Origin of the sequence: Methylohalobius crimeensis 10Ki, assembly GCF_000421465.1 — a bacterium.
Classification (GTDB): domain Bacteria; phylum Pseudomonadota; class Gammaproteobacteria; order Methylococcales; family Methylothermaceae; genus Methylohalobius; species Methylohalobius crimeensis.
The window spans coordinates 1,051,074-1,074,340 of record NZ_ATXB01000001.1 but is presented as its reverse complement, the minus strand read 5'-3'; the positions used below and the strand labels follow the sequence as shown (position 1 = coordinate 1,074,340).

22 protein-coding genes are annotated in these 23,267 nt (G+C 57.7%); 4 read left to right on the top strand and 18 right to left on the bottom strand.

What is annotated here, in order from left to right; translation table 11 throughout:
• Positions 1-41: 41 nt before the first annotated feature.
• The 4 genes from H035_RS0105505 to dusA all read right to left on the bottom strand — a co-directional run bounded on the left by H035_RS0105505 (position 42) and on the right by dusA (position 5,480).
• Positions 42-2,297 (bottom strand): heavy metal translocating P-type ATPase, encoded by a 2,256-nt coding sequence (locus H035_RS0105505; RefSeq protein WP_051149820.1) that lies wholly within the window; start codon positions 2,295-2,297, stop codon positions 42-44.
• A 163-nt stretch (positions 2,298-2,460) separates the two neighbouring features.
• Positions 2,461-3,924, bottom strand: a complete 1,464-nt coding sequence (locus H035_RS18350; protein WP_022947999.1) for an urease accessory protein UreH domain-containing protein — start codon at positions 3,922-3,924, stop codon at positions 2,461-2,463.
• 161 nt (positions 3,925-4,085) lie between these two features.
• Complete coding sequence (locus H035_RS20720) at positions 4,086-4,364, bottom strand: heavy-metal-associated domain-containing protein (protein ID WP_022947998.1); 279 nt, start codon at positions 4,362-4,364, stop codon at positions 4,086-4,088.
• A gap of 156 nt (positions 4,365-4,520) precedes the next feature.
• Positions 4,521-5,480: a tRNA dihydrouridine(20/20a) synthase DusA gene (gene dusA / locus H035_RS18340; protein WP_084684836.1), complete on the bottom strand. Its 960-nt coding sequence runs from the start codon at positions 5,478-5,480 to the stop codon at positions 4,521-4,523.
• An 87-nt stretch (positions 5,481-5,567) separates the two neighbouring features.
• On the opposite strand from dusA, the gene H035_RS20715 reads away from it, so the two are divergent.
• Positions 5,568-6,749: a GGDEF domain-containing protein gene (locus tag H035_RS20715; protein ID WP_022947996.1), complete on the top strand. Its 1,182-nt coding sequence runs from the start codon at positions 5,568-5,570 to the stop codon at positions 6,747-6,749.
• Here the strand turns inward: H035_RS20715 and H035_RS0105480 are convergent.
• The 12 genes from H035_RS0105480 to rpoE form a co-directional block, all read right to left on the bottom strand.
• A complete protein-coding gene (locus H035_RS0105480; RefSeq protein WP_152485970.1) occupies positions 6,737-7,441 on the bottom strand; it encodes a hypothetical protein in 705 nt (234 codons plus the stop codon). The two genes, H035_RS20715 and H035_RS0105480, sit on opposite strands and share 13 nt — an antisense overlap.
• An 85-nt stretch (positions 7,442-7,526) precedes the next feature.
• Positions 7,527-8,267: a pyridoxine 5'-phosphate synthase gene (pdxJ, locus tag H035_RS0105475; protein WP_022947994.1), complete on the bottom strand. Its 741-nt coding sequence runs from the start codon at positions 8,265-8,267 to the stop codon at positions 7,527-7,529.
• Positions 8,257-8,979: a DNA repair protein RecO gene (gene recO / locus H035_RS0105470; RefSeq protein ID WP_022947993.1), complete on the bottom strand. Its 723-nt coding sequence runs from the start codon at positions 8,977-8,979 to the stop codon at positions 8,257-8,259. Before recO ends, pdxJ begins: the two co-directional genes overlap by 11 nt.
• A 12-nt stretch (positions 8,980-8,991) precedes the next feature.
• A complete protein-coding gene (gene era / locus H035_RS0105465; RefSeq protein WP_022947992.1) occupies positions 8,992-9,873 on the bottom strand; it encodes a GTPase Era in 882 nt (293 codons plus the stop codon).
• A 3-nt stretch (positions 9,874-9,876) separates the two neighbouring features.
• Positions 9,877-10,569 (bottom strand): ribonuclease III, encoded by a 693-nt coding sequence (gene rnc, locus H035_RS0105460; RefSeq protein ID WP_022947991.1) that lies wholly within the window; start codon positions 10,567-10,569, stop codon positions 9,877-9,879.
• Positions 10,566-10,940, bottom strand: a complete 375-nt coding sequence (locus H035_RS0105455; RefSeq protein ID WP_022947990.1) for a DUF4845 domain-containing protein — start codon at positions 10,938-10,940, stop codon at positions 10,566-10,568. The genes rnc and H035_RS0105455 overlap by 4 nt, the downstream gene beginning before the upstream one ends.
• A 7-nt stretch (positions 10,941-10,947) precedes the next feature.
• Positions 10,948-11,712, bottom strand: a complete 765-nt coding sequence (gene lepB, locus H035_RS0105450) for a signal peptidase I (RefSeq protein ID WP_022947989.1) — start codon at positions 11,710-11,712, stop codon at positions 10,948-10,950.
• Positions 11,713-11,727: 15 nt separating this feature from the next.
• On the bottom strand, positions 11,728-13,536 hold the full coding sequence (lepA, locus tag H035_RS0105445) for a translation elongation factor 4 (protein WP_022947988.1): 1,809 nt from the start codon (positions 13,534-13,536) through the stop codon (positions 11,728-11,730).
• Positions 13,537-13,556: 20 nt separating this feature from the next.
• Positions 13,557-14,984: a DegQ family serine endoprotease gene (locus H035_RS0105440; RefSeq protein ID WP_407635329.1), complete on the bottom strand. Its 1,428-nt coding sequence runs from the start codon at positions 14,982-14,984 to the stop codon at positions 13,557-13,559.
• Positions 14,985-15,197: 213 nt separating this feature from the next.
• Positions 15,198-16,202 carry a MucB/RseB C-terminal domain-containing protein gene (locus H035_RS0105435; protein ID WP_040574348.1) on the bottom strand — a complete coding sequence of 335 codons (1,005 nt, stop codon included), beginning with the start codon at positions 16,200-16,202 and terminating at the stop codon, positions 15,198-15,200.
• A 1-nt stretch (position 16,203) separates the two neighbouring features.
• Positions 16,204-16,782: a sigma-E factor negative regulatory protein gene (locus H035_RS0105430; RefSeq protein WP_022947985.1), complete on the bottom strand. Its 579-nt coding sequence runs from the start codon at positions 16,780-16,782 to the stop codon at positions 16,204-16,206.
• 15 nt (positions 16,783-16,797) lie between these two features.
• A complete protein-coding gene (rpoE, locus tag H035_RS18330) occupies positions 16,798-17,442 on the bottom strand; it encodes an RNA polymerase sigma factor RpoE (RefSeq protein ID WP_022947984.1) in 645 nt (214 codons plus the stop codon).
• Positions 17,443-17,616: 174 nt separating this feature from the next.
• Between rpoE and nadB the strand changes: the two genes are divergently transcribed.
• Entirely contained in the window at positions 17,617-19,218 is a 1,602-nt protein-coding gene (gene nadB / locus H035_RS0105420) for an L-aspartate oxidase (RefSeq protein WP_026596294.1), read from the top strand.
• A 3-nt stretch (positions 19,219-19,221) separates the two neighbouring features.
• Here the strand turns inward: nadB and amrS are convergent, their stop codons facing one another.
• Entirely contained in the window at positions 19,222-20,316 is a 1,095-nt protein-coding gene (gene amrS / locus H035_RS0105415; RefSeq protein WP_022947982.1) for an AmmeMemoRadiSam system radical SAM enzyme, read from the bottom strand.
• A 90-nt stretch (positions 20,317-20,406) separates the two neighbouring features.
• On the opposite strand from amrS, the gene amrB reads away from it, so the two are divergent.
• Together amrB and amrA are read left to right on the top strand one after the other, a co-directional pair.
• A complete protein-coding gene (gene amrB, locus H035_RS0105410; protein ID WP_022947981.1) occupies positions 20,407-21,189 on the top strand; it encodes an AmmeMemoRadiSam system protein B in 783 nt (260 codons plus the stop codon).
• Entirely contained in the window at positions 21,176-21,748 is a 573-nt protein-coding gene (amrA, locus tag H035_RS0105405; protein WP_022947980.1) for an AmmeMemoRadiSam system protein A, read from the top strand. The genes amrB and amrA overlap by 14 nt, the downstream gene beginning before the upstream one ends.
• Before the next feature lie 6 nt (positions 21,749-21,754).
• On the opposite strand, the gene malQ is transcribed toward amrA, so the two are convergent.
• The gene (gene malQ, locus H035_RS0105400) at positions 21,755-23,236 is read right to left on the bottom strand and encodes a 4-alpha-glucanotransferase (protein WP_022947979.1); all 1,482 of its coding nucleotides are present in this window, start codon (positions 23,234-23,236) and stop codon (positions 21,755-21,757) included.
• Positions 23,237-23,267: the final 31 nt, after the last annotated feature.

The following is a 23,267-nucleotide window of genomic DNA, read 5'->3' as shown; positions in this document are numbered from 1 at the left end:
AGCCTCCCTCTCAAACCCTGAGAAGGAGGCTTTTTTCATCCTTACAATCGGATATAGCGTAAGCGATTGGCGTTGGTCACCACCGTGACCGACGACATGGCCATGGCCGCCCCGGCGATCATGGGATTGAGCAGCAAGCCGAAGATGGGATAGAGCAGCCCTGCCGCCACCGGAATGGCGGAGACGTTATAAATGAAAGCCCCCAATAGGTTTTGCTTGATATTGCGGACCGTCCCCTGGGACAGCTTGATGGCCGCCGGCAATTTCAGCAACGAGCCCTGCATGATGACCACATCCCCGCTTTCGATAGCGATGTCGGTTCCGGTGCCGATGGCAAAGCCCACATTCGCTTGAGCCAACGCGGGCGCGTCGTTGATGCCGTCGCCGACCATTCCCACCGATTCTCCGCGCGACTGCAGCTCGCGCACGACCTCGGCCTTGTCTTCGGGCAGCACTTGCGCCTGAACCTCATCGACGCCCGCTTCCCGGGCGATGGCACGGGCGGTTTTTTCGTTGTCGCCGGTGACCATCCAGACCTTGATGCCCAACTCCTTGAGCTGGCGAATGGATTCCTTGGAATCGGATTTGATGGTATCGGCCACCGCAATGATCCCGGCCACTTTCTTGTCTACCGCCAGGATCATAGGGGTCTGGCCCTGCTCGGAATAATGGTCGAGCCGCGAAGCGACCTCGTCGGCGTCGACACCTTCCGCTTCCATCAAGGCCGGATTGCCGAAGAGCAGCTTCTGGCCGTCCAGCTTGGCGCGCACCCCTTTTCCGGTGACCGCTTCGAATCCGGTCACCGAACGCAAGGAAAACTCGCGATTTTCGGACTCTCCCACGATCGCGCCGGCAAGGGGGTGTTCGGAGCCGGCCTCGATGCTGGCCGCCAATTGCAGGACCAGATCCTCGGTCCAGCCGGGCATCGCTTCGATGGCGGTGACCCGGGGTTTGCCTTCGGTCACGGTACCGGTTTTGTCTAGTACCACCGTGGTCAAACGCCCAGCGGTCTGAAGTGCGTCGCCGTTGCGGATCAAAATACCCATCTGGGCGGCCCGACCCACCGCGACCATGATGGAAATAGGCGTGGCCAGCCCCAAGGCGCAAGGACAGGCGATCACCAACACCGTCATCGCGGTGACGAACGCATAGCCAAGGGCCGGATCGGGACCGAAAGTCCACCAGCTCAGGAAGGTAAACGCGGCGATTCCCACCACCACCGGCACGAACACCGAGGCGATCTGGTCCACCATACGGCCGATCTCGGGCTTACTCCCCTGGGCCCGCCGCACCGATTCAATGATGTGGGACAACACGGTGTCGGTGCCGATTCGGGTCGCCTTCATCAGGAAGCTGCCGCGGAGATTGACCGTTCCGCCGATTACTTCGTCGTCGACGCTTTTCTCCACCGGAATCGATTCGCCAGTGAGCATGGATTCGTCCACGCTGGAGTGACCGTCGATCATCACCCCGTCCACCGGAATCTTCTCTCCCGGCCGCACCCGGATGGTCTCCTCGACCCCCACCTCCTGAATAGGAATGTCCATCTCTTTCCCGTTTCGGACCACCCGCGCGGTTTTCGGTTGCAGTCCGATCAACTTGCGAATCGCCGCAGAGGCTTTACCTCGGGCCCGGGTCTCCAACGCGCCGCCCAAGGTGACGAAGGCGATGATGATGATCGCCGCCTCGAAATAGGGATGGGCTTCGGCCGGCAATACCTCGGCGAAGTCAATCACGATGGTGGAATACAACCAGGCCGCGCCGGTACCCAGGGCGATCAGAGTGTCCATGTTGGCCGATCCGCCACGCAAGGATTTGATCGCTCCGCTGAAGAAATGGCCGCCGGCATAATACATGACTCCGAAGGTCACCAGCGACACCACCGACCAGAAGGTGCTCCCTTCGGCGGTACCGATCAGCGGCCATAAATCGAACCATTCGCCAGCCATCAAGGGAACCCCCCAGGCCGCCGCCACCGCGGATTTACGCAGCAGGGAACGGTAACGATTTTCCTCCATTTGCTCCTGGGCTTCCAAATCCTCGAAGCTTTCCATCACCGCCGCGTCGTAGCCTACCTCCTGGAGCGCCGATCGCAATAGATCGGTGTCCACCTCGCCTTCGACCACGGCCGAATGATCGGCGAAGTTGACATTGACCGCTTTGACGCCGGTCACGCCTTTGAGCGCGTTTTCCACCGTCTTGACGCAACCCGCGCAGCGCATGCCCAGGATGGACAAACGAATATTGCGCTCACCTTCTTCCTGCGCCGGTTGTTCTCTTTCCACTGCTACCGCCATATCGGTATCCTCTTCATCAAACCGTTGATTGTAATTGCTCAATTCTCACGCAAACCCCGGAGCAAATCAAACTCCAAACCAGAATAATTGATTCCACCCTCTCCCCGTCCGGCTTCCGGGAAAGGGCGCTGCGAGCTTGGCTGAACTCACTTCCGATCACTGCCTATTCTTCCTGCAGACACTGTTCGCAACGCTGCAAGGATGCCGCCGAACTGCGCACCCGGCCGCGCCGTATCCAGGGACGGGTTTGAGATTCAGCGGTCGATTCCGCGCCATCGAATACTTGAAACTCGCCGTGCAGCATCCCCATCCAGCAACTCCAGGATATCCGTCCGATCTCCCGGGGAGTGAATTCGACTGTCTGGGTCCCCGGCTTGAGTTCAATTTCCAGATTCAGCTTGGGAACCAGGATCACCCGGTTGCAACCGGTCAATTCCTTGCCTTCGATCACCCATTTCACCGGCACGCCGCGCCGAAGGACAAAGCGATTGGGCTCGTAGCCCCGGGCCAAGGCCTGCATGTGGATCACCTGCTCGGAAACATCCTTATCCGGCTTGCCCTCTCGGGAAACGGAATCGAAGAGCTGCGGAGCGGAATCCTTGCTTCGTTGCAGCAACGTATGGAAATCGTAACCGGAACCGGTCATCGCCAACCCCCGGTTGAGCATGATCAACCCCAGGCTGATTACCAGGATTCCGGAAGCATTGAGGATTTTATGGGTCATCCGATGGGAAATGATGCTCGCCAGAAAGCCGAAGCCGAACATCAAGGGCAAGGTGCCCAAGCCGAATATAAACAGTAGCTTGGCTCCCTCCAGGGCGCTGCCGGTGCCCGCCGCCATAACGTACATCGCCTGCAAGGGGCCGCAGGCGATCATCAAGCCGTTCAGCAGGCCGATGACGAACGGTTGGGTGGTGCGGTGAGTTTCCTTGCGCACAAAACGCGACAGAAAACGCGGCATGGTAAATCCGACGCGAACCGCCGAAAACACATGCAGCATATTGAAACCGTACAAAATCAAAAACGCCCCGGCGAGAATCGCGGCGATGCCGCGCAGCGTGGGGGTAAAGCTGATGAGTGCCCCCAGCATCCCGAAACCGGCGCCCAATACCGTATACGACAGCAGCTTGCCCACCGCATATTGGGTATGAAGCCAATAGGTTTTTTGGCCTTCCTGGGCACCCTTGGCGGTATAACTCAATACGAATCCGCCGCACATCCCCACGCAATGAAAGCCGGTGAGCAACCCCACCACCAGAACCGCCCAGTACCCCAGCTGGACATTCAGATCGGGCAGTTGAAAATGGTCGACGAAACGGGAACCGCCGTAGAGGATCAGCAGGATCCCGGCAACTCCCAAGATGACGCCCAGGGCCCGGTTAAACAAATCCTTGCGCCGGGCGGAACGGTCGATCAGGACACCGCGGTATCCCTTGCGTTCCACCACATCGAGAATTTCCGCCAGGGAAATCCGACCGGGATCGAAAGCCACGCGAACGACCTGGGAAGCGAAATTGGAGCGGACCTTCGCGACGCCGGGAAGCTTGCTCAGGGCCAGTTCGATGACTTTCTCGCAACTGGTGCAATGCATTCCCTCGGCCCGGAATGTCACATGACGCATAAGCATGAAAAACTAGATTCTTCCAAAGAATTATTATTAGACGCATTCTGCGCCTAGATACTCCCTGCAACCTGAAATTCTAATTATATTAGCCGGCAGCAAACCGCCGGATGCGGCATATTGTCGCATCCGGCGGCCCACGGGAGCTGAATCGTCAGTGCCGGGCACTAACTTTTGAAGAATTTGAACAGATTGTCCAAATAGGCTTTGATCTTGTCGAACAGGCTTTCTTCGCCGAAACCGACCACCTTGAATCCTTGGCTCACGATGGTCTGCTTGAGAGCATCCAGATCGGCCTTATTTTCGTCGTAATCGATTGCGACGGACTTGGCTTGATGATCCGCCTTAACCTCGACCACGCCCTCTCGCTCCATGAGCGCGTCGTGGATTAGATTTTCACACGCATCGCACTTCATTCCAGTGACTGACACAGTCGCTTTCGTCATTCCACGTTCTCCTCTCGATTTTTCGGTCCACACGACCCGGGCACATCTCGCCCGAATCCCCGTCAGTAACCGTTTCCACCTTTTCTAATATTACCAGACTCGGGGGAACGCAAAAATGCGCGGTTTGCCGGATCTCTCGCCTCGCTCGGTAGCTCATCACGCCGCCGACCGCCTTTTCTCCAGCCATGCCTCCAATACCTCGAGACCGGCACCTGGTCGACACGCACCGCTTAGATGGCGCCGCCAGTTACGCGCCCCGGGCTGGCCGTGATAGAGGCCCTGCAAATGACGGGTCAGGGTATGCAAACGGATGCCTTGATCCAGCTGTGCGGCCGCATAAGGCAAAAAAGCGCTCAATACCTGTTCGCGATCGGGGACGGGATGATCGTCTCCGTAAAACCTCGCGTCGGCTTGCGCCAATAGATAGGGATTATGGTATACCGCGCGCCCCAGCATCGCCCCATCCACCTGCTCGATCTGACGCCGCGCCTGATCCAGGTCGGCAATGCCGCCGTTGAGAACGATGGTCAAATCAGGAAAATCTCGTTTAAGGCGATAAACATCCGCATATCGCAGCGGTGGAACGGTTCGATTCTCCTTGGGAGAAAGCCCCTTCAGCCAGGCTTTGCGTGCATGGACGATAAAGGTGCGACAACCGGCTTCCGCCACAGTAGCCACGAAACCGCTGAGGTATTCGTAGGTATCCAAATCATCGACTCCGATGCGGCACTTGACGCTCACCGGCAAGGAAGTATAGGCCCGCATGGCGGCGACGCATTCGGCGACCAATTGCGGAGATTTCATCAAGCAGGCGCCGAAACGGCCGGCCCGCACCCGATCGCTGGGACAACCCACATTAAGATTGACCCCATCGTAACCGTATGCCTCGGCGATCTCCGCACATCGTCCCAACTGCGCCGGGTCGCTCCCCCCCAACTGCAGAATCAATGGCTTTTCCCGAACGTCGAAACCCAAAATGCGATCTCGATCGCCATATAACACCGCACCAGCGACTATCATTTCCGAATACAACAAGATCCGGCGACTGATCAGACGCAAAAAAAATCGGAAATGCCGGTCGGTCCAATCCAACATCGGCGCCACGGATAGCATCATTGCATTCCTTTCAGTTCCCAGCGACCCAGAATAAGATAGAATCTATAGCGTTGAAGAATATCAATCCAGGCTGCTCGAAACCATTTCATGAACACCCTGTCATGCGATATCAAAAAGCTGCTTCAGAAATTGGAGGTACTCGACGATTACGACGTGGAGCACCTGTTCATCGAGCATTTGCAAATCAGCCTAAGCACACTGGACGAGCTGCAGCAGTCCTATCAACGCCACTATCTCAATATCATTCGGACCCTGCTGCAGCAATTGTCCCTGCTTCCCGCGCTGCAGCACGAGCCGGTACAGAAGCGCTTGGCTTTTTTGGACAAACTACTGACCTATTCCCCTTCCCTGAGGGATTTGGAAACCTTACACCGCGGCTTGGATGAATTGCGCGCGCTCGGCCCGCTGCCCACCCTCGCGCCGCCATCCGATCAAATTATCGGGGATCCGCCCACCGGGACTTACGCGACATCCCGCCCCCATCCCGCTCCTGCCGGGCAGAGCGAGGTGACCGATAAGATCCAATCCATCCAAAAAAACAACGATCATTTTTCGCAGGCGGTGGAGAAAATTCTCCAGATTATCGAACATCTCGGCCAGGGCGTTCAATTGGACGCCGTCCAGCAGGATCTGAAGGATCAAGCCCAGCATCTGTTGCATGGACAGCATCAATTGGCCCTCCACCTGGAGCAGATCCAGCAGCAACTGGCCGGCACCCAAGCCAGAAACAAGCGTCTCCAGGAAGAACTTCAGCAGGCCCGCGCCCTCAGTTTGACCGACGAGTTGACCGGCCTTCCCAATCGACGCGCGTTTTTGCGGCGGATGGAGGAGGAAGTCGTGCGCGTCCAGCGCCACCCAGAGCCCTTGACCTTGGCGATCATCGACCTCGATCACTTCAAGCAAATCAACGATCGGTACGGCCATCAGGTAGGCGACGAAGTTCTAAAGGCATATGCGCAACACGCCTTGTCGGTCTTTCGACGCCACGATCATGTCGCCCGCTTTGGCGGCGAAGAATTTATCGTCCTCTTACCCAACACCGATATGGACGGCGCGGTCAAAGCCCTGGGAAAAATCTATCAGCGTTCGGCCGACCACGCCATCTCCCTAGGGGCGACTTCGATTTATTTACCTACCTTCTCGGCGGGGGTTGCGCGCTATCGACCCGATGAAACCGCTTCCTGCTTCATCGAACGGGCCGACCAAGCCCTCTATCGTGCCAAGGAAGGGGGGCGGAATCGAATCGAATGCGCCGATCAGGCCGAATGACGCGGGTGTTGAAGCTGGCCGCGTAGTTGGGATAAATCGGCATCCAAGCGTTTCAACCGGATGCCGTAGCGAAACCAGTATCCCCCGGCAGCGATCGTCACCAAGGCAAATGATCCCAAGGTAAAGTAGAACAAAGTTTCCAGCCGGCCGAACCGTTTCAGAAGATCCGCCGTTTCCGCCTGAGCCGCGCCCGGAACCGCCATCGTCGAACTTTGGTTGAAAGCCGCCGAAGCCGGCTCGTCGAGATCACGCGCCAGCAAGCGAATGTCTTTTTTAATGGATTCGATCAACTCCAAATCCTGAAGGCCGGCACGCCCCAAGCGGATGCGATCCTCCAGGGATTCCAACTTCATGCGTAGAGTCTGGGTGACGGCCTCGCCCAACTGTTGCTGCAAACGGGTCAATTCCCGGTTGAGCCGGTCCACCTGAGGATTGCCGGCGGCGACGGGTGCTTCAGGCGAAGTCTCGGCTGGCGAGGCTGTCCGCGCTTCCCACCAACGGGTCAAAGACGGTTGCTTGAAATACAATAGCCCCGCCAACCACAATAAAAGAAAGGCGGTCAATCCGGCCACTAAACGCCGGGTGAAACGGCGCTGCTCCTCCACCGCCAGGCGGGCAAGAAATAACGCGTCCGGCTGTGCGGCAGCCTCCGTTTGAGGAATCGTTTTTTGTTCCGATGTGCTTCGAGTCATTTTGTTTCGCTCCATACAGCGCCCCCTCGAATTTACGCTGTAACCCCCAAGGGACAGATCAATATGACAAATCCGTCGGCGGCGGTCAAATACTCACCCGGCCATCCCGCATCAGTCGTTTCATTTCCCGGACCGCCTCCTCCCAACCCGTGAACACCGCGCGAGCGACGATGGCATGACCGATGTTGAGCTCCGTAAGCTCGGGAATTCGGGCGATAGGCGCCACATTGTGGTAGTGGAGGCCATGACCGGCATTGACCTTCAGTCCCAGGCGGCTTCCCCGTTCGGCCGCCGCCTGCAGTTGATCGAGCTCCCGCATTTGCTCGCTTCCACGCGCATCGGCATAACGGCCGGTGTGCAACTCGATCGTCGGCGCACCCGCCTGCTGAGCCGCTTCAATCTGGGTGGCGTCCGGATCGATGAATAAGGAGACCTCGATGCCGGCTTCCCCCAATCTCTCGCATGCATCGCGCACGCGATCCAGCTGTCCGGCCACATCCAGACCGCCCTCGGTGGTCAGCTCGGCGCGTTTCTCCGGTACCAGACAACACGCATTCGGGAGAATAGCACAGGCGAGAGAAATCATTTCCTCGGTGATCGCCATTTCCATATTGAGACGCGTGTGGATCAATTCCCGCAGCAAACGGATGTCCCGATCCTGGATATGGCGGCGATCTTCGCGCAGATGCGCGGTAATTCCGTCCGCACCGGCTTGCTCAGCCAAGAGAGCAGCCTGGACGGGTTCGGGAAACGGTGTTCCCCGAGCTTGCCGGAGGGTGGCGATATGGTCGATGTTGACCCCTAACAAAATCGGTCTATGGCTCATGTTTCCCCATCCGTTTACGAAACAGGGCGCGGCTTTTCAGCGCCCGCCCTTCGAGACGATGATCGATCAATCCCCGCAGCAAGCGTTTGGCCTCCCGCTGCGCCACCGGCGTTTCCAGGCGCCCTTGAGAGAGCGCCAACAGTGTCTGTCCGTGCAACCAACCCCTGTCATCGCGAATCGGACCGCGCTCCGGGTGGTAACGGTAGCAAGCCGTTGGAACGACTGCGGTTCCATATTCTACCTCATGATCGAGAATCAGACCGTAGCCGATTTCAGCGAACAGTCGTACTTCGAAACAGCGCAGACAATTCTCGAGTTCTTCCCCCCGGGAAAGGGCGGAAAGAGACTGGCAATATTCCCTGTACAAACCGGGGTGGGGATCGTGGCGCTCGAGCAAGCGAGACAGCAATTCGTTCAGGTAAAATCCGCAATACAAGGCGGGACCCGCCAAATGAAGGCGGTGATCGAGCGCTTCGGCGGCGATCAAGTTACCCAGATCGCTTTTTTCCCGCCAACGCATCAGCAAGGGTTGAAAAGGCTGCAGCAATCCATTGCCCCCCCGCTTGCTTCGTCGTCCGCCCTTGGCCAGCAAGGCAACCTTGCCGAGATCGGGCGTGAAGACCTCCAACCAAAGGCTGGTTTCCCGCCAGGGGCGGCGGTGCAGGATGAAGCCCTCGCGCCAGTCTCCTCCGGAACCTTGTGTCGTTCCCATGGGACCGTCTACCTAATCGGCATACCCCATCCGCCGCAAGGCGCGCTCGTCGTCCGACCAGCCCGTTTTGACCTTGACCCAAAGGTTGAGATAGACCTTGGCTTGAAGGAAATTCTCCAATTCCAAACGCGCTTTCCGGCCCACTTTTTTCAGCAAATCGCCCTTCTTTCCGATGATGATCCGCTTTTGACCTTCGCGCTCCACCCAAACAATCGCGTGAATCCGAACCAGTTTTCCCTCTTCCTGGAACAGCTCGATTTCCACGGTCAGTTGGTGAGGCACCTCATCGCCCAGGTAGGACAGCAGCTTTTCCCGAATGATCTCGGCGGTGAAAAAGCGTTGCGGTTTGTCGCTCAATTGATCTTCGGAATAGATCGGCGGGCCTTCGGGGAGACGAGCGACGATGGCGCGCTCCAAACGATCCAGATTGACGTCCTCCAAAGCCGAAATGGGGATGATCTCGGCAAAGGAATAGCGCTGATCGGCTTCGGCGATCAAAGGCAACAAGCTTTCCTTGTCCTTGACCAAGTCCACCTTGTTGACCGCCAGGATCACCGGCACTTTGACTTCCCGCAGTCTTTCGAATACCAAGCGATCGTCTCCGCGAAACCCCTTGCCGTCGATCAACCATACCACCACGTCCACGCCTACCAAAGCCGTCCCGGCGGCCTTGTTCAGATAGCGGTTCAAGGCCCGGGGACCGGCCCGGTGGATACCGGGCGTATCCACATACAGGATTTGGGCTTCGGTGGTGGTTTTAATCCCCAAGATTCGATGCCGAGTCGTTTGGGGTTTGCGCGAAACGATGCTGAGTTTTTGCCCCAGCAAGCGATTGAGCAAGGTGGATTTGCCCACATTGGGGCGACCGATCAAAGCGACATAGCCGGTATTCATCGATTACAAAGCCTTCCCGAACTGTTCGGATAAATTTTCCAACACCGCCGCAGCGGCCCGCTGTTCGGCGCGTTTGCGGGAAGAGTCCTTGCCATAACCAGGCTCGGGCAACAGGGTGACATGACAGGCCACCTCGAAAATTTGGTCGTGGGGGGCGCCCCGCTGGGAGATTTGCTCATAACGGGGAAGCGAAAGCCCCCGCGACTGCAAAAATTCCTGGAGGCGGGTTTTGGGGTCCTTGCGACATCGGCCGGCACTTAATGCTTCCAACTTGGATTCGAACAATTTCAAAACCCATTGCCGGCAAGTATCGATTCCTTGATCCTCCAACAAAGCCCCCATCACGGCTTCCAAAGCGTCCGATAAAATGGAATCGCGCCGAAAACCGCCGCTTTTCAATTCCCCGGGACCGAGGATGAGATGGTTTCCCAGTTCCAATTGCCGAGCCAAGGCAGCCAAGGAGGTCTGATTGACCAGGGTTGCCCGCATCCGGCTCAATTCCCCTTCCTGGACATGGGGAAAGCGATGAAACAGCTCGTGAGCGATAATAAAACCCAGAACGGCGTCCCCCAGGAACTCCAGCCGTTCATTATTGCGCGCCCCCGCACTGCGATGGGTAAGCGCTTCCTGGAGCAGCTGGAAATTCTGAAAATCAAGATCGAGTTTTTTGCATAAGGACTGTAGATCGCCGGTCACCCTCCCGCCTCGACCACATCATTAAAATAGACGATCACGCTTAAATTCCCCAATATCGGCTTTTCCACCGCATAATCGATTTCCACCTTACTGACCCCTTCCCCTTTGGAAATGTGGATATTCTCCTGACCGACATTTTCCACCATGTTGATATCCAGACGCCGAACCAAAAGACTCCGGATTTCCCGGCGGGATTTTTTCGCCAGATCGGGGGTAGCCTTAAGTGACTCCAAGGAACTGGCAACCTTGAAGTGCTCCAAGTAAATAGGCAGGATCTTCAATGTCAGAAGAGCAAAAAAACCGATCAGCCCCAAGAGCAGGAGCATACCGATCAAGGTCATGCCAGATTGACGCGATGGATTGTGGTTCATAATGTCCTCACTGCAAAACCGTCCCGATGCGGTCGAATATGACGCCGGGGTTACTGGGTTCCCAGTGCATCCAGATGAAGAACGCCTCGCCCACCAGGTTTTTTTCCGGGACAGGTCCCCAGTAGCGACTGTCATTACTGTTGTCGCGGTTATCGCCCATGACGAAATAATGCCCCTGAGGCACGACGTACTCCCCCTCCACCGAAGACTGGCCCGGCATGACTAACATTTGATGCTGCGCTTTCCCCAGCTTTTCTTCGTACATCATGGCACCGTTATAGCGTTGATTCTGCCCCACCCCCACGTAAGTTCCGAGGGGCTTCAAGGGCACCGGTTCGCCGTTGACGTACAGTTTTTTATTATAGTAGGCGATATGATCGCCCGGCAGGCCGATCACGCGTTTGATGTAATCCACGGAGGGGTTGTTGGGATAACGAAACACCACGATATCCCCCCGCTCGGGTTCGCTGACTTCGATCACCTTGGTATGAATGACCGGGAGACGAATCCCGTACACGAATTTATTGACCAGGATGAAATCCCCCACCAACAGAGTCGACATCATCGATCCCGAGGGAATCCGGAACGGTTCCACCACGAAAGAGCGCAGCACAAGCACGATTAAGAGGATGGGAAAAAAGGAATGGGCGTACTCCACCAGCAAAGGTTCCTTGGCCTCGCCGCTTTTGCGGAACCACCATAGCCACCCCCCCCAAATCATCCCGGAAATCAAGGTACCCGCTAAAAGAAAGAACTCGAAGTCGAAATCCATGATTTTTATCCTTATTTACTCGGATTCTTGACCGGCCTTCAGGACGGCCAGAAAAGCTTCCTGGGGAATATCTATTTTACCCACTTGTTTCATGCGCTTTTTGCCCGCTTTTTGCTTTTCCAGCAGTTTTTTCTTGCGGGTAATATCCCCTCCGTAGCATTTGGCGGTCACATTCTTGCGCAATGCCTTGACCGTGGAACGGGCGATAATCTTGGAGCCGATTGCCGCTTGGATCGCCACCTCGAACATTTGTCGGGGAATCAAGGTTTTCATTCTTTCCACCAACTCGCGGCCGCGGCTTTGCGCCATGTCCTTGTGCACGATCAACGACAAGGCATCCACCCGTTCACCGTTGATCAAAATGTCCAATTTGACCATCGGAGAGGCTTGAAAACACTTGAAGTCGTAATCGAACGAAGCAAACCCGCGACTGACCGACTTAAGCCGATCGAAAAAATCCAAAACGACTTCGCTCAAAGGCAATTCGAAGGTCAACGAAATCTGATTGCCCAGATATTGCAGGTTTTTTTGCGCGCCGCGCTTTTCGATGCATAATCCGATCACCCCACCCAAATACGCCTGCGGCACCAGAATATTGGCCTCGATGATGGGTTCGCGTATTTCTTCGATCTGATTGACCGGCGGCAGATCGGCCGGATTATCCACCGCAAGGGTCTCTCCTTGGGTGGTCAACACTTCGTAGACGACCGTCGGCGCGGTGGTGATCAGATCCAGGTCGTACTCCCGCTCGAGCCGCTCCTGGACGATTTCCATATGCAGCATACCCAGGAATCCGCACCGGAATCCGAAGCCCAAAGCCTGCGAGGTTTCCGGTTCGAATTGCAAGGCGGCGTCGTTCAAACGCAGCTTGTGGAGGGCCTCGCGCAGATTGTCGTAATCCTCAGAGCTGACCGGATAGAGGCCGGCGAATACCCGGGGCCGCATTTCCTGAAATCCCGGCAGAGGCGCGCTGCACAAGTTGTCGGTGGCGGTGATCGTGTCGCCCACCGGGGCCCCGAAAATATCCTTGATCCCGGACACCACGAATCCGACCTCCCCTGCATGCAGGGAATCCCGAGACTGGCGCTTGGGAGTGAACATACCGAGTTGATCCACTTGATAACTTTTGCCGGTGGACATCACCGTGATGCGCTGCCGTTGGAACAACGCCCCGTTCACCACTCGAACCAGGGAAACCACACCCAGGTAATTGTCAAACCAGGAATCGATGATCAAGGCTTGCAATGGGGCGTCCACATCACCCGCCGGGGGGGGAATCTTGGCCACGAGCTGCTCCAGCACTTCCCGGACGCCGAGGCCGGTCTTGGCGCTGATTTCCAGGGCCTCGTCGGCCGGAATCCCGATGATTTCCTCGATCTCGTGCTTGACCTTGGCCGGCTCGGCCGACGGCAAATCCACCTTATTGAGGACCGGCAACACCTCGAGCCCCTGGTCGATGGCGGTATAGCAATTGGCCACGGTCTGTGCCTCCACCCCCTGGGCGGCGTCCACGACCAACAAAGCCCCTTCGCAGGCCGCCAGGGAGCGGGAAACTTCGTAGGAGAAATCCACGTGCCCCGGCGTATCGATGAAATTCAACTGATAGGTTTCCCCGTTCTCGGCTGTATAGCTCAAGGTGACGCTTTGGGCCTTGACGGTGATGCCCCGTTCCCGCTCGACATCCATCGAATCGAGCACCTGTTGGCTCATCTCTCTTTCGGTCAACCCCCCGCAGAGCTGGATAAACCGATCGGCGAGGGTCGATTTGCCGTGATCGATATGGGCGATGATGGAAAAATTACGAATATGGGTTAATTCGGTCACGCTCGATTTATTCCCTTAACTCACTGAGTTTCTTCAGGTTTGATAGCCAAAAACAACGAACCGTCGCCCCGTTTCACCAAGACCGCCACCGGTTTGTCGCCGGGCAGGCGCTTGAGCTGGCGCAGGAGAGTCTCCACGTCGGGGGTCGGGGTCTTCCCTACTCGCAATAACAGATCCCCCGCGCGAATGCCCGCCTGGCGAGCCGGTCCCGGCAATACTCGACGCACGACCACGCCTTTGTCACCGCTGCGCTGGCGTTCTTCTTCCGACGGATCGGCAACGACGAGCCCCAAGGATTCCACCTTAACCGTATCGGGCTCCAATTGATCCGCCGGCGGAGCCGCAGCGGCTTCATCCTCCGAAAGCTGGCCAATTTTCACCCGCAAGGTACGCAGGCTGCCCTCTCGCAGGACCTTCACCGGCACCGTCTCTCCCACCGCAGTCACCCCCACCAAGGGAGGAAGCATGGAAGAGGTTTTGATCGGATGACCGTCGTACTCGACGATGACGTCTCCCACCTGCAAGCCGGCATTGGCCGCCGGACTGCCTGCCAACACTTGGGCGATCAATGCGCCGTGGGGGCGCTTCATACCGAAGGACTCGGCCAGTTCGCGGGTCACGTCCTGAATCTGGACACCCAACCAACCGCGGATCACCTTGCCCTGGGCCTTGAGTTGTTCGACCACTTCGAGGGCCACGTCGATGGGAATGGCGAACGATAATCCCATAAAGCCGCCGGTACGGCTGTAGATCTGGGAATTGACTCCCACCACTTCTCCTTCCATATTGAACAAGGGCCCCCCCGAATTGCCGGGATTGATGGCCACATCCGTCTGGATGAAGGGAACGTAATTATCCCCGGGCAGACTCCTTCCCTTGGCGCTCACGATGCCGGCGGTGACGGAATGATCGAAACCGAAGGGCGAACCGATGGCAACCACCCATTCACCCACCTCGAGCACCTTCGACGAACCGGTCCGGACGACCGGCAAATCTTTTGCTTCCACTTTCAACAGCGCCAAATCGCTGCGCTTGTCGGACCCGATCAGCTTGGCGGTCAATTCGCGCCGATCCTGCAAACGCACGATGATCTCATCGGCATTTTGCACCACATGATGGTTGGTGACAATGTAGCCGTCTCCGGAAACGATAAAACCGGAACCCAAGGAGCGGGTTTCCTGGGGCAGTCCCCGCTGGCCGAAAAAGTGTTTGAATAATTCCTCCAGGGGGGAACCTTCCGGAATATCCATTCCTTCCGGGAGTTGCGGCATTTCTTGCGGCTCGATTTTTTTAGTGGTGCTGATATTGACCACCGCCGCGCTGGTGTTTTGCACCAATTCGGTGAAATCCGGCAAACGCGCGGCCACAACGTCTCCGCTCAGGAACCACAAACTCCATAGCAACCCCGTCATCAGGTCGCATAGCCGTAATCTTCGAATAATTTTCATCGAATTCCATCCACTACGTATATAAAAATTTCCCCAGAAAAAACCGGTTGCAGGGTCGGGAACCTTCAGGCATTCAATCATCCGGAGTCGGCGAGCCGGTATGAACGGCCCCACACTCTCTCAAACCGTACCAGATGTGGCAACCACAAAACAGAGACAACCATCCCCCCGAGTTCCCGCCCTCATTCGGACCGACCTCGAGAAAAACAGCGCCTAGGGAGAATCAAAAATATCCACCGGATCGGTCTCGTCCGCCTGGACGCCGTCGCCGATCAGGCGGACGGTTTCGGGGGGGACATCCCCCAATACCGTCACCAGGTAACCGTCGATCCGCTTATTGTAGACGTTGACCGCCCCCAACCGAAGCTTCCCCGGATCGAACTCCTCATCGTCGGCATCCTGTTGCTTGATGTAAACGGAAACCGATCCCAAGCCATCAGTGATCAAAATGTGGTCGATCGGTTTGGCGTCGATCGGGTCCACGCGACGGCTATGCCTAACCGTCTGAAACCCCGGCGGCAACTGGGCCAACTGCCAACGGCGCTCGGCCGGTTCCTCCTTGCGGGTCAGCACCTTCCAATGCTCGGTAGCGCCCTCGGGCACTACGCCCGAAGTGGTTTCTTCCTCGACGCCGCCCACGCCCAATTCGGTCACGACAATCGCTTCCAGCACCGCTCCATTCCGATTCAACAACTCGAGCTTGAGAGGCAGCTTGCTATCCCGGTCCACCCAGATACGGCGGCCATAGCGATAGGAATCGGCGGGCTCGATGACGATCTCCTGGGCGGCGCGACCGGCCTCGTGGCCTTGTCGACCCAGTTCCAGGCGATAATATTCGGTCTGTTGCTCGCGCTGGTCGGACCACTCACCGAACAGTGAAGGTGGCAAATTCCGGGACTCCACTACGATTGTCCGCCGCTCGGGAAAATAACAGGTAACCTTGCCTGCTTCCCGAATTACTTCGCGCAACGGATCGTTGAGCGTTTGGAGATGCTCGTGGATGACGCCGTCTTCGATGCGATGGGTCAGGCGCAGCGTCTGGATTCGATTATCACGCGTATACACCACCGTCGCCCGATAATCCAGGTGCTGCATCGCCTCCCCCAACATTCGCAACCATTCACCGGGATTGCGGCGCTCCGGTTCCACCGCCACCGCCAACATACTCCAGCAGGCGAGCAACCAGCCCAGGGTCTGGCACCAACTACGACGATCCATCTTAGCGGTCGGCATGACTGACGATGCGGGCATAGCCGAGCATGTGCTGCGGACCTGCCCAATACAGGCTATCCTCACTGTGGACCAAAAGATAATCCTCCAGGCGGGAATAGCCCGGGCGCCGCCGGATGGGCCTTACTTCGGCGGGATAAACCGGCGGCTGGGCAACGATCATTCGAGGTTTTGCTTCGATATTTTGCGGGGGGGAGGCGGCTGGATCCAGCATCTTTTTGCCGATAATGACGGCCACCATGGCAATCGCCGCGGCTACGGCAAACGGCATAGCCCAACGGTTGAAACGGTATCGCTTGAAATCCGAGGGCTGCGGGTCGGGGTAAGAGGGATTGGAGGGCATGGGCAGGGTTTCTTCTTCGAGAGCACCCCTGACTCGCTCGAGAAACCCTGGGTGGGGTTGAATGCCGCTTCCCGTTTGGAGGGCCTGACGAATCACCTGGTAGCCATACCACTTGGCTTGGAGTTCCGGATCCCCATGGATCTGTTCCAACAAGCCTATCGCTTCCTCAGACTCCAATTCGTCATCCAATAATAGAGATAATTTCCAATTCACATCATCCTGCATGGACCGGCGCCTCTCTCATTTTTCTGCAGATGGCTCAGTTTTTTCATTGCGTTTTTTTTTCTCGCGCATACCTGCACGCAAGATTCTCAGTTTCTTATCGATCGCCTCTCGGGCTCGGAAAATACGTGACCTGACCGTGCCTACCGGGCAATTCATGGTCTGGGAGATCTCTTCGTAACTCATGCCCTCGAACTCACGCAGCGTGATTGCCGTACGCAATTCCTCCGGCAATTCCTCGATCGCCTGCCGCACTCCTTCGGCGACTTCCTCACTCAATAAAACGTCCTCCGGCGTTTCCTGGTCCTTTAGACGTATTGCCGTCTCGAATTGTTCCGCGGTCTCGAGTTCGATTTCCGAATCGGATGGACGGCGGGCACGGGCGGCGATATGATTTTTGGCGGTATTGATCGCGATCCGGTACAACCAAGTGTAAAAAGCACTGTCGCCGCGAAACTTGGCTAAGGCCCGGTAAGCCTTGATAAAAGTCTCCTGGGCGACATCCAAGGCCTCCGACGGGTCTTTGATGTATCGAGTGATCAATTGGACGATCTTGGGCTGATACTTGAGCACCAACAAGTCGAACGCCCGCTTGTCGCCCTGTTGGACTCGTTGCACCAGCTCCTGATCGACTTCTGCCGCCGATCGATTTTCCCCCTTCAATACCGCTTCCCCGTGATGTGATGATGATCGGGCTCGCGCCGCCATGATGAAACCTGGTTGAATCGCCCGCCTTTTCCGGGTTACCCAATGATTTCCTTCATTATCCCGGTTTCCCTTCCCCCGTTCAATGCAAGGCGAATTGGCAGCGATCCCATCTTTTGTTATAAAAATGCAATGAATAGAACCCTTTCTTACGATGTTCTCATTATCGGTAGCGGCGCCGCAGGCTTGGGCGTCGCGTTGCGCATCGCCGATACGGCCAAAGTGGCCGTGGTTTCCAAAGCCCGTCTTTCCGAATGCAGCACCTTCTATGCTCAAGGGGGTATTTCGGCGGTGCTCGATGCCCAAGACTCGATCGATTCCCACATCCAGGATACGCTCGACGCCGGTGCGGGGCTGTGTGACGAAGCCATCGTCCGCTTGGTCGTCTCCCGCGGCAAGGCCTCCATTCAATGGCTCTTGGATCAAGGCGTCACTTTCACCGAAGTGGAATCGGAGGACGGGGAAAAACAGCTCCATCTCACCCGCGAAGGCGGGCATAGCCACCGCCGGGTGGTCCATGCCGCCGACGCCACCGGCAAAGCGGTGGAGGCCTCGCTGCTCGATCATGCCCGGTCCCACCCCAACATCGACCTGTACGAATTCCATAACGCCATCGATCTGATCACCGCCGCCAAGCTGGGGGATTCTCCCCAACGGGTTTACGGCGCCTATGTGCTCGATCGCGAAGCCCAACATGTCAAGGCGTTCCGGGCCCCAGCCGTGGTCCTGGCTACCGGCGGAGCCGCCAAAGCATATCTTTTCACCAGCAACCCGGACACCGCCACCGGCGACGGCATCGCCATGGCCTGGCGCGCCGGCTGCCGGGTCGCCAACTTGGAATTCATGCAGTTTCATCCCACCTGTCTTTACCATCCCCAGGCACGATCCTTTCTGATTTCAGAAGCCTTGCGGGGAGAAGGCGCGAAATTGCTCCTGCCCGGTGGCACCCCTTTTATGCATCGTTTCGATCCGCGCGCCGAATTGGCTCCGCGCGACATCGTCGCCCGCGCCATCGACCATGAAATCAAACGCTTGGGCGTGGACTGCGTTTATTTGGATATCTCCCATAAATCCGCCGATTTCATCCAAGGTCATTTTCCCAACATTTACGCCAGTTGCCTGAAATTCGGCATCGACATGACCCTGGAGCCCATCCCGGTGGTCCCCGCCGCGCACTATACCTGCGGCGGCGTTCTCACCGACTCCCGGGCGCGCACCGATATTCCCGGTTTGTATGCGGTGGGCGAAACCGCCTGCACAGGCTTGCACGGGGCCAATCGCATGGCCAGCAACTCCCTCTTGGAGTGCCTGGTGTTCGCCCAACAAGCTGCCGACGATCTGCGTCGGCGACTCCCGGATTTACCTCCCCCACCGACCATTCCTTGTTGGGACGAATCCCAAGTGACCGACTCCGACGAAGAAGTGGTGGTCAGCCACAACTGGGACGAAATCCGCCGTTTCATGTGGGACTACGTGGGCATCGTGCGCACCGACAAGCGGCTCGAGCGAGCTCTCAGGCGGGCGGAACTACTGAAACAGGAAATCTCCGAGTATTACGGCAATTTTCGCGTGACCAGCGACCTTCTGGAGCTACGCAACCTGATCATTACCGCCGAGTTGATTGTCAAAAGCGCCATGCGGCGCAAGGAAAGCCGGGGGTTGCACTATACCCTGGACTATCCCGCTCCGAACCAAAGCCGTCCGGCCGAAAACACGATTTTGCTGCCTCGTTAACGCTCACGCCGCATATCTCGCCATATCCACCGGATAGCGCCGCGCCCCCCAATCCCCGGGCTGAGCTTCGAATATTCCGGCAAGCGGCGCAGCGCATCGGTTACATTTGCCATCGTCGGTAAGATTCCAATCCGTCAACACATACCAATCCCGCCCGATCAGGCGCTGACCGCAGCCATGGCAGCGGGTACTGTCACCTTCCGGATTGTGCACATTGCCGGTATACACGTAACGCAATCTGTTCTTGAGGGCGATTTCCCGCGCCCGGATCAAAGTGGAACGGGAAGTCGACGACTTATCCATCATTTTCCATTCGGGATGGAAGGCGGTGAAGTGATGGGGCACCTCGGGTCCCAGCCTTTCCGCCACCCAACGGGTCATCCGATCGATTTCTTCGTCCGAATCGTTCTCGCCCGGGATCAACAAGGTGGTGATCTCCAGCCAAACGTCGGTCTCGTGCTTGATGTACTCCAAGGTCTCCAAAACCGGTTGCAAACGACCGCCGCAGATCTTTCGGTAAAAGCCGTCGGTGAAGGCCTTCAAATCTACATTGACCGCATCCATATAACGATAGAACTCTCGGCGCGGTTCGGCGCAAACGTACCCGGCGGAAACCGCCACGGACTGGATCCCCGCCTCCCGGCATGCCCGGGCGGTGTCAATCACGTATTCATGAAAGATCACCGGGTCGTTGTAGGTATAGGCCACGCTTTTACACCCCAGGGCCTGGGCGGCCCGGGCGACGGCGTCCGGCGAAGCTTCGGCGGTCAAGGTATCGAACTCCCGCGACTTGCTGATGTCCCAATTCTGGCAGAACTTGCAGGCCAGATTGCAACCGGCGGTCCCGAAAGACAAAATCGGTGTGCCGGGAAGAAAATGATACAGCGGTTTCTTTTCGATGGGATCGACGACAAATCCGCTGGCCCGACCGTAGGAGGTCAGAACGATCTGGCCGTCCCGGCAAGCGCGAACGAAGCACAATCCCCTTTGCCCCTCGTGAAGCTTGCAAAAACGAGGACACAGGTCGCACTGCACCTTGCCGTCGGGTAGTGCGTGCCAATGCCGGGTCGAAACGGTATCGTTGGCAAACGTTGCCATGTCGGTATTCCCCTATTGAATTTAGGCTTAATTGCCTCCATATAGACACAACTCTCCCACTTCAAGTTCTTCTAGACCAGGAGGTTTGGCATGACATCGGTACGCTACCCCGCAGTCGCCGGACTGTTTTACCCCGACGACCCGGTGGAATTGAGCGAAGTCGTGCGGCGTTTTGTAAGCGCCGAAACGCCACGAGGCCCCATTCCCAAGGCCATCGTCGCGCCCCACGCCGGCTATGTCTATTCCGGCCCGGTGGCGGCGAGCGCCTACCGCCTGCTGACCCCGGCCAAAAACACCATCAGCCGGGTAATTCTGACGGGTCCGGCCCACCACGTTCCTTTTCGCGGCCTGGCGATCCCCGGCGTGGATGCCTTTCTCTCTCCGCTGGGAAGGGTTCCGGTGGATCGCCCGGGCGTCGCGAAAGTCTCCGAATTGCCGTTCGTGAAGCGACACGACGGACCCCATGAGCCGGAACACAGCCTGGAGGTTCACCTGCCCTTCTTACAAAAAGTCCTCGGTGATTTTACGGTCATCCCCATCCTGGTCGGCGACGCCACCGGCGAGGAGGTGGCGACAGTGCTGGAGCAATTGTGGGAGAAAGACACCCTCATCGTAATCAGCTCGGATCTCAGTCATTACCATGACTACCCCACGGCCAAGCACCTGGATGCGGCCACCTCGAAAGCGATCGAGCATCTCGACCCCAGCCGGATCACTTTTGAGTCCGCCTGCGGGCGGATACCGCTGAATGGAATGCTGCTCACCGCTCGCAAGCACGGACTCAAGGCCGAAACGCTCGACCTGCGTAATTCCGGGGATACCGCAGGCCCCAGAGATCGTGTCGTAGGATACGGTGCCTATGCCTTCTTTTGAGCTTTCATTTTATCCGGAGGATCGCCGGACGCTGCTGGAATTGGCCCGGGAATCGATCCATTTCGGAGTCCGTCACGACCAACCGCCGGAAATCGAACCGGATATTCTGCCTAGGGCGCTCCTCGCGCACCGGGCCACTTTCGTCACCCTGGAAAAGCATCGGCGGCTCCGGGGTTGCATCGGCTCCCTCGAGGCGCGGCGCCCTCTGGCCGAAGACGTGATTCGCAACGCATTCGCCGCCGCCTTCGGCGATCCCCGTTTTCCGCCGGTGACCGCCGAGGAGGCGGAGCAACTGGAGATCCATCTCTCCATCCTTTCTCCACTGGAGGAAATCTCCTTCCAATCGGAAGCAACGCTGTTAACCGAAATCAGACCCCGCGCCGATGGCCTGGTTCTGGAGGACGGCATGCACCGAGCCACTTTCCTACCCGCGGTTTGGGAAGCCCTGCCCGACAAGCGGGATTTCCTGCGCCAACTGAAAATGAAAGCGGGCCTGACGCCCGACCATTGGTCCGATACCCTCAAGGTCTATCGCTATCGCGTCGATACGATCGGTTAGCATCGCTTAACCCCGGCCGTATAGATGAACCCAGTGCTTGAGCCGGTCCCCATGCCGGGATTGAAGCTGGTCCCAGGAGAAACGCCAACGCCAGTTGTTGGCGGTGGTTCCGGGGGTATTCATGCGCTGGTCGGACCCCAGGCCGAGCACATCCTGCATCGGCAGCACCACCAACACCGCAACGGATGCAAAAGCGCAGCGAACCAGCGCCTCCGGCATGGACGCCCCGGGTTGCCCCAGGTAGTCGTACAGATATGTTCGGCCACCCGGATCCAGGGACTCGAACCAACCCAGCGAAGTATCGTTGTCGTGGGTGCCGGTATAGACGACGTTGTCGATCGTATGATTATGCGGGAGATAAGGATTGCCGGCCCCGCCCTCGAAGGCGAACTGCAGCACCAGCATCCCGGGAATGCCGAATTTTCTGCGCAGAGTTTCCACTTCTGGGGTGATGATGCCCAGATTTTCGGCCACCAACGGCAATTGGCCGAATCGGGCGTGGACGGCCTCGAGCAAGGCCTCCCCCGGCGCCTTTACCCATCGGCCTTGGACGGCGGTGTCGGATTCGGCCGGGATTTCCCAGCAGGCCTCGAAGCCCCGGAAATGATCGATGCGGACCCAATCGAACATTTCCAGTTGGGTATGCATTCGCTCGATCCACCAGGTAAACCCGTCCTCCTCCATCGCTTGCCAGTCGTAATGGGGATTCCCCCAGCGCTGACCGGTGGCGGAGAAATAATCCGGCGGCACCCCGGCCACCACCGTGGGCTTTCCCTGATCATTCAACCGGAAATACCGGCGCTTGGCCCACACATCGGCGCTGTCGGCCGCCACGAAGATGGGCATGTCGCCGAACAGCAGCACGCCGCGCCGATGGGCATACTGGCGCAATTCACGCCATTGCTGGAAAAACACGAACTGTTCGAAGCGGATTCGATCGATTTCATTTCCCAGCCGGCCCCGGATCCGGATCAAGCTATCCGCATCCCGAAGACGGTACTTAAGCGGCCATTTCCACCAAACCTCGTCCTGGAAACACCCCTTAAGCGCCATGAACAAGGCATAATCCTCCAGCCAATAGGCATGGAAGCGGACGAATCTTTCATAGTCCCCGGCCAAGTCCCCTCCGCCGCAGGCCCGGAAGGCTTCATGGGCCGCAGATAGGAGGGCTGCCCGGCCGGCGGCCGTCGTCTTGTCCTGTGCGACCCTTTCCTCGACGAGCCAGCCGCGCCTCATCAGCCAATCCAGGCTGATCAATTCAGGATTGCCGGCGTGGGCGGAGAGGCATTGATAGGGCGAACCGTCGCTATGGGTCGGACCCACCGGCAGAACTTGCCATACGGATAAACCGCAATCGGCCAAGAAATCCACGAACCGGAAAGCGTTTTCCCCCAAATCTCCGCCGGCATCCCCCGGAAGTGAGGTGACATGGAGCAAAACCCCCGCCCGGCGTCGCTCCAGGACGCTATTTTCCACCGCTCTGGGCATATACTCTCCTTAATTAAAGCGCTTCCGGCCT

Coding starts and splice junctions, on each gene's coding strand:
- H035_RS0105505 (WP_051149820.1), bottom strand. CDS start 2,297: ATGGCGGTAGCAGTGGAAAGAGAACAACCGGCGCAGGAAGAAGGTGAG.
- H035_RS18350 (WP_022947999.1), bottom strand. CDS start 3,924: ATGCTTATGCGTCATGTGACATTCCGGGCCGAGGGAATGCATTGCACC.
- H035_RS20720 (WP_022947998.1), bottom strand. CDS start 4,364: ATGACGAAAGCGACTGTGTCAGTCACTGGAATGAAGTGCGATGCGTGT.
- dusA (WP_084684836.1), bottom strand. CDS start 5,480: ATGATGCTATCCGTGGCGCCGATGTTGGATTGGACCGACCGGCATTTC.
- H035_RS20715 (WP_022947996.1), top strand. CDS start 5,568: ATGAACACCCTGTCATGCGATATCAAAAAGCTGCTTCAGAAATTGGAG.
- H035_RS0105480 (WP_152485970.1), bottom strand. CDS start 7,441: ATGACTCGAAGCACATCGGAACAAAAAACGATTCCTCAAACGGAGGCT.
- pdxJ (WP_022947994.1), bottom strand. CDS start 8,267: ATGAGCCATAGACCGATTTTGTTAGGGGTCAACATCGACCATATCGCC.
- recO (WP_022947993.1), bottom strand. CDS start 8,979: ATGGGAACGACACAAGGTTCCGGAGGAGACTGGCGCGAGGGCTTCATC.
- era (WP_022947992.1), bottom strand. CDS start 9,873: ATGAATACCGGCTATGTCGCTTTGATCGGTCGCCCCAATGTGGGCAAA.
- H035_RS0105455 (WP_022947990.1), bottom strand. CDS start 10,940: ATGAACCACAATCCATCGCGTCAATCTGGCATGACCTTGATCGGTATG.
- lepB (WP_022947989.1), bottom strand. CDS start 11,712: ATGGATTTCGACTTCGAGTTCTTTCTTTTAGCGGGTACCTTGATTTCC.
- H035_RS0105440 (WP_407635329.1), bottom strand. CDS start 14,984: ATGAAAATTATTCGAAGATTACGGCTATGCGACCTGATGACGGGGTTG.
- H035_RS0105435 (WP_040574348.1), bottom strand. CDS start 16,202: ATGGATCGTCGTAGTTGGTGCCAGACCCTGGGCTGGTTGCTCGCCTGC.
- H035_RS0105430 (WP_022947985.1), bottom strand. CDS start 16,782: ATGCAGGATGATGTGAATTGGAAATTATCTCTATTATTGGATGACGAA.
- nadB (WP_026596294.1), top strand. CDS start 17,617: ATGAATAGAACCCTTTCTTACGATGTTCTCATTATCGGTAGCGGCGCC.
- amrS (WP_022947982.1), bottom strand. CDS start 20,316: ATGGCAACGTTTGCCAACGATACCGTTTCGACCCGGCATTGGCACGCA.
- amrB (WP_022947981.1), top strand. CDS start 20,407: ATGACATCGGTACGCTACCCCGCAGTCGCCGGACTGTTTTACCCCGAC.
- amrA (WP_022947980.1), top strand. CDS start 21,176: ATGCCTTCTTTTGAGCTTTCATTTTATCCGGAGGATCGCCGGACGCTG.
- malQ (WP_022947979.1), bottom strand. CDS start 23,236: ATGCCCAGAGCGGTGGAAAATAGCGTCCTGGAGCGACGCCGGGCGGGG.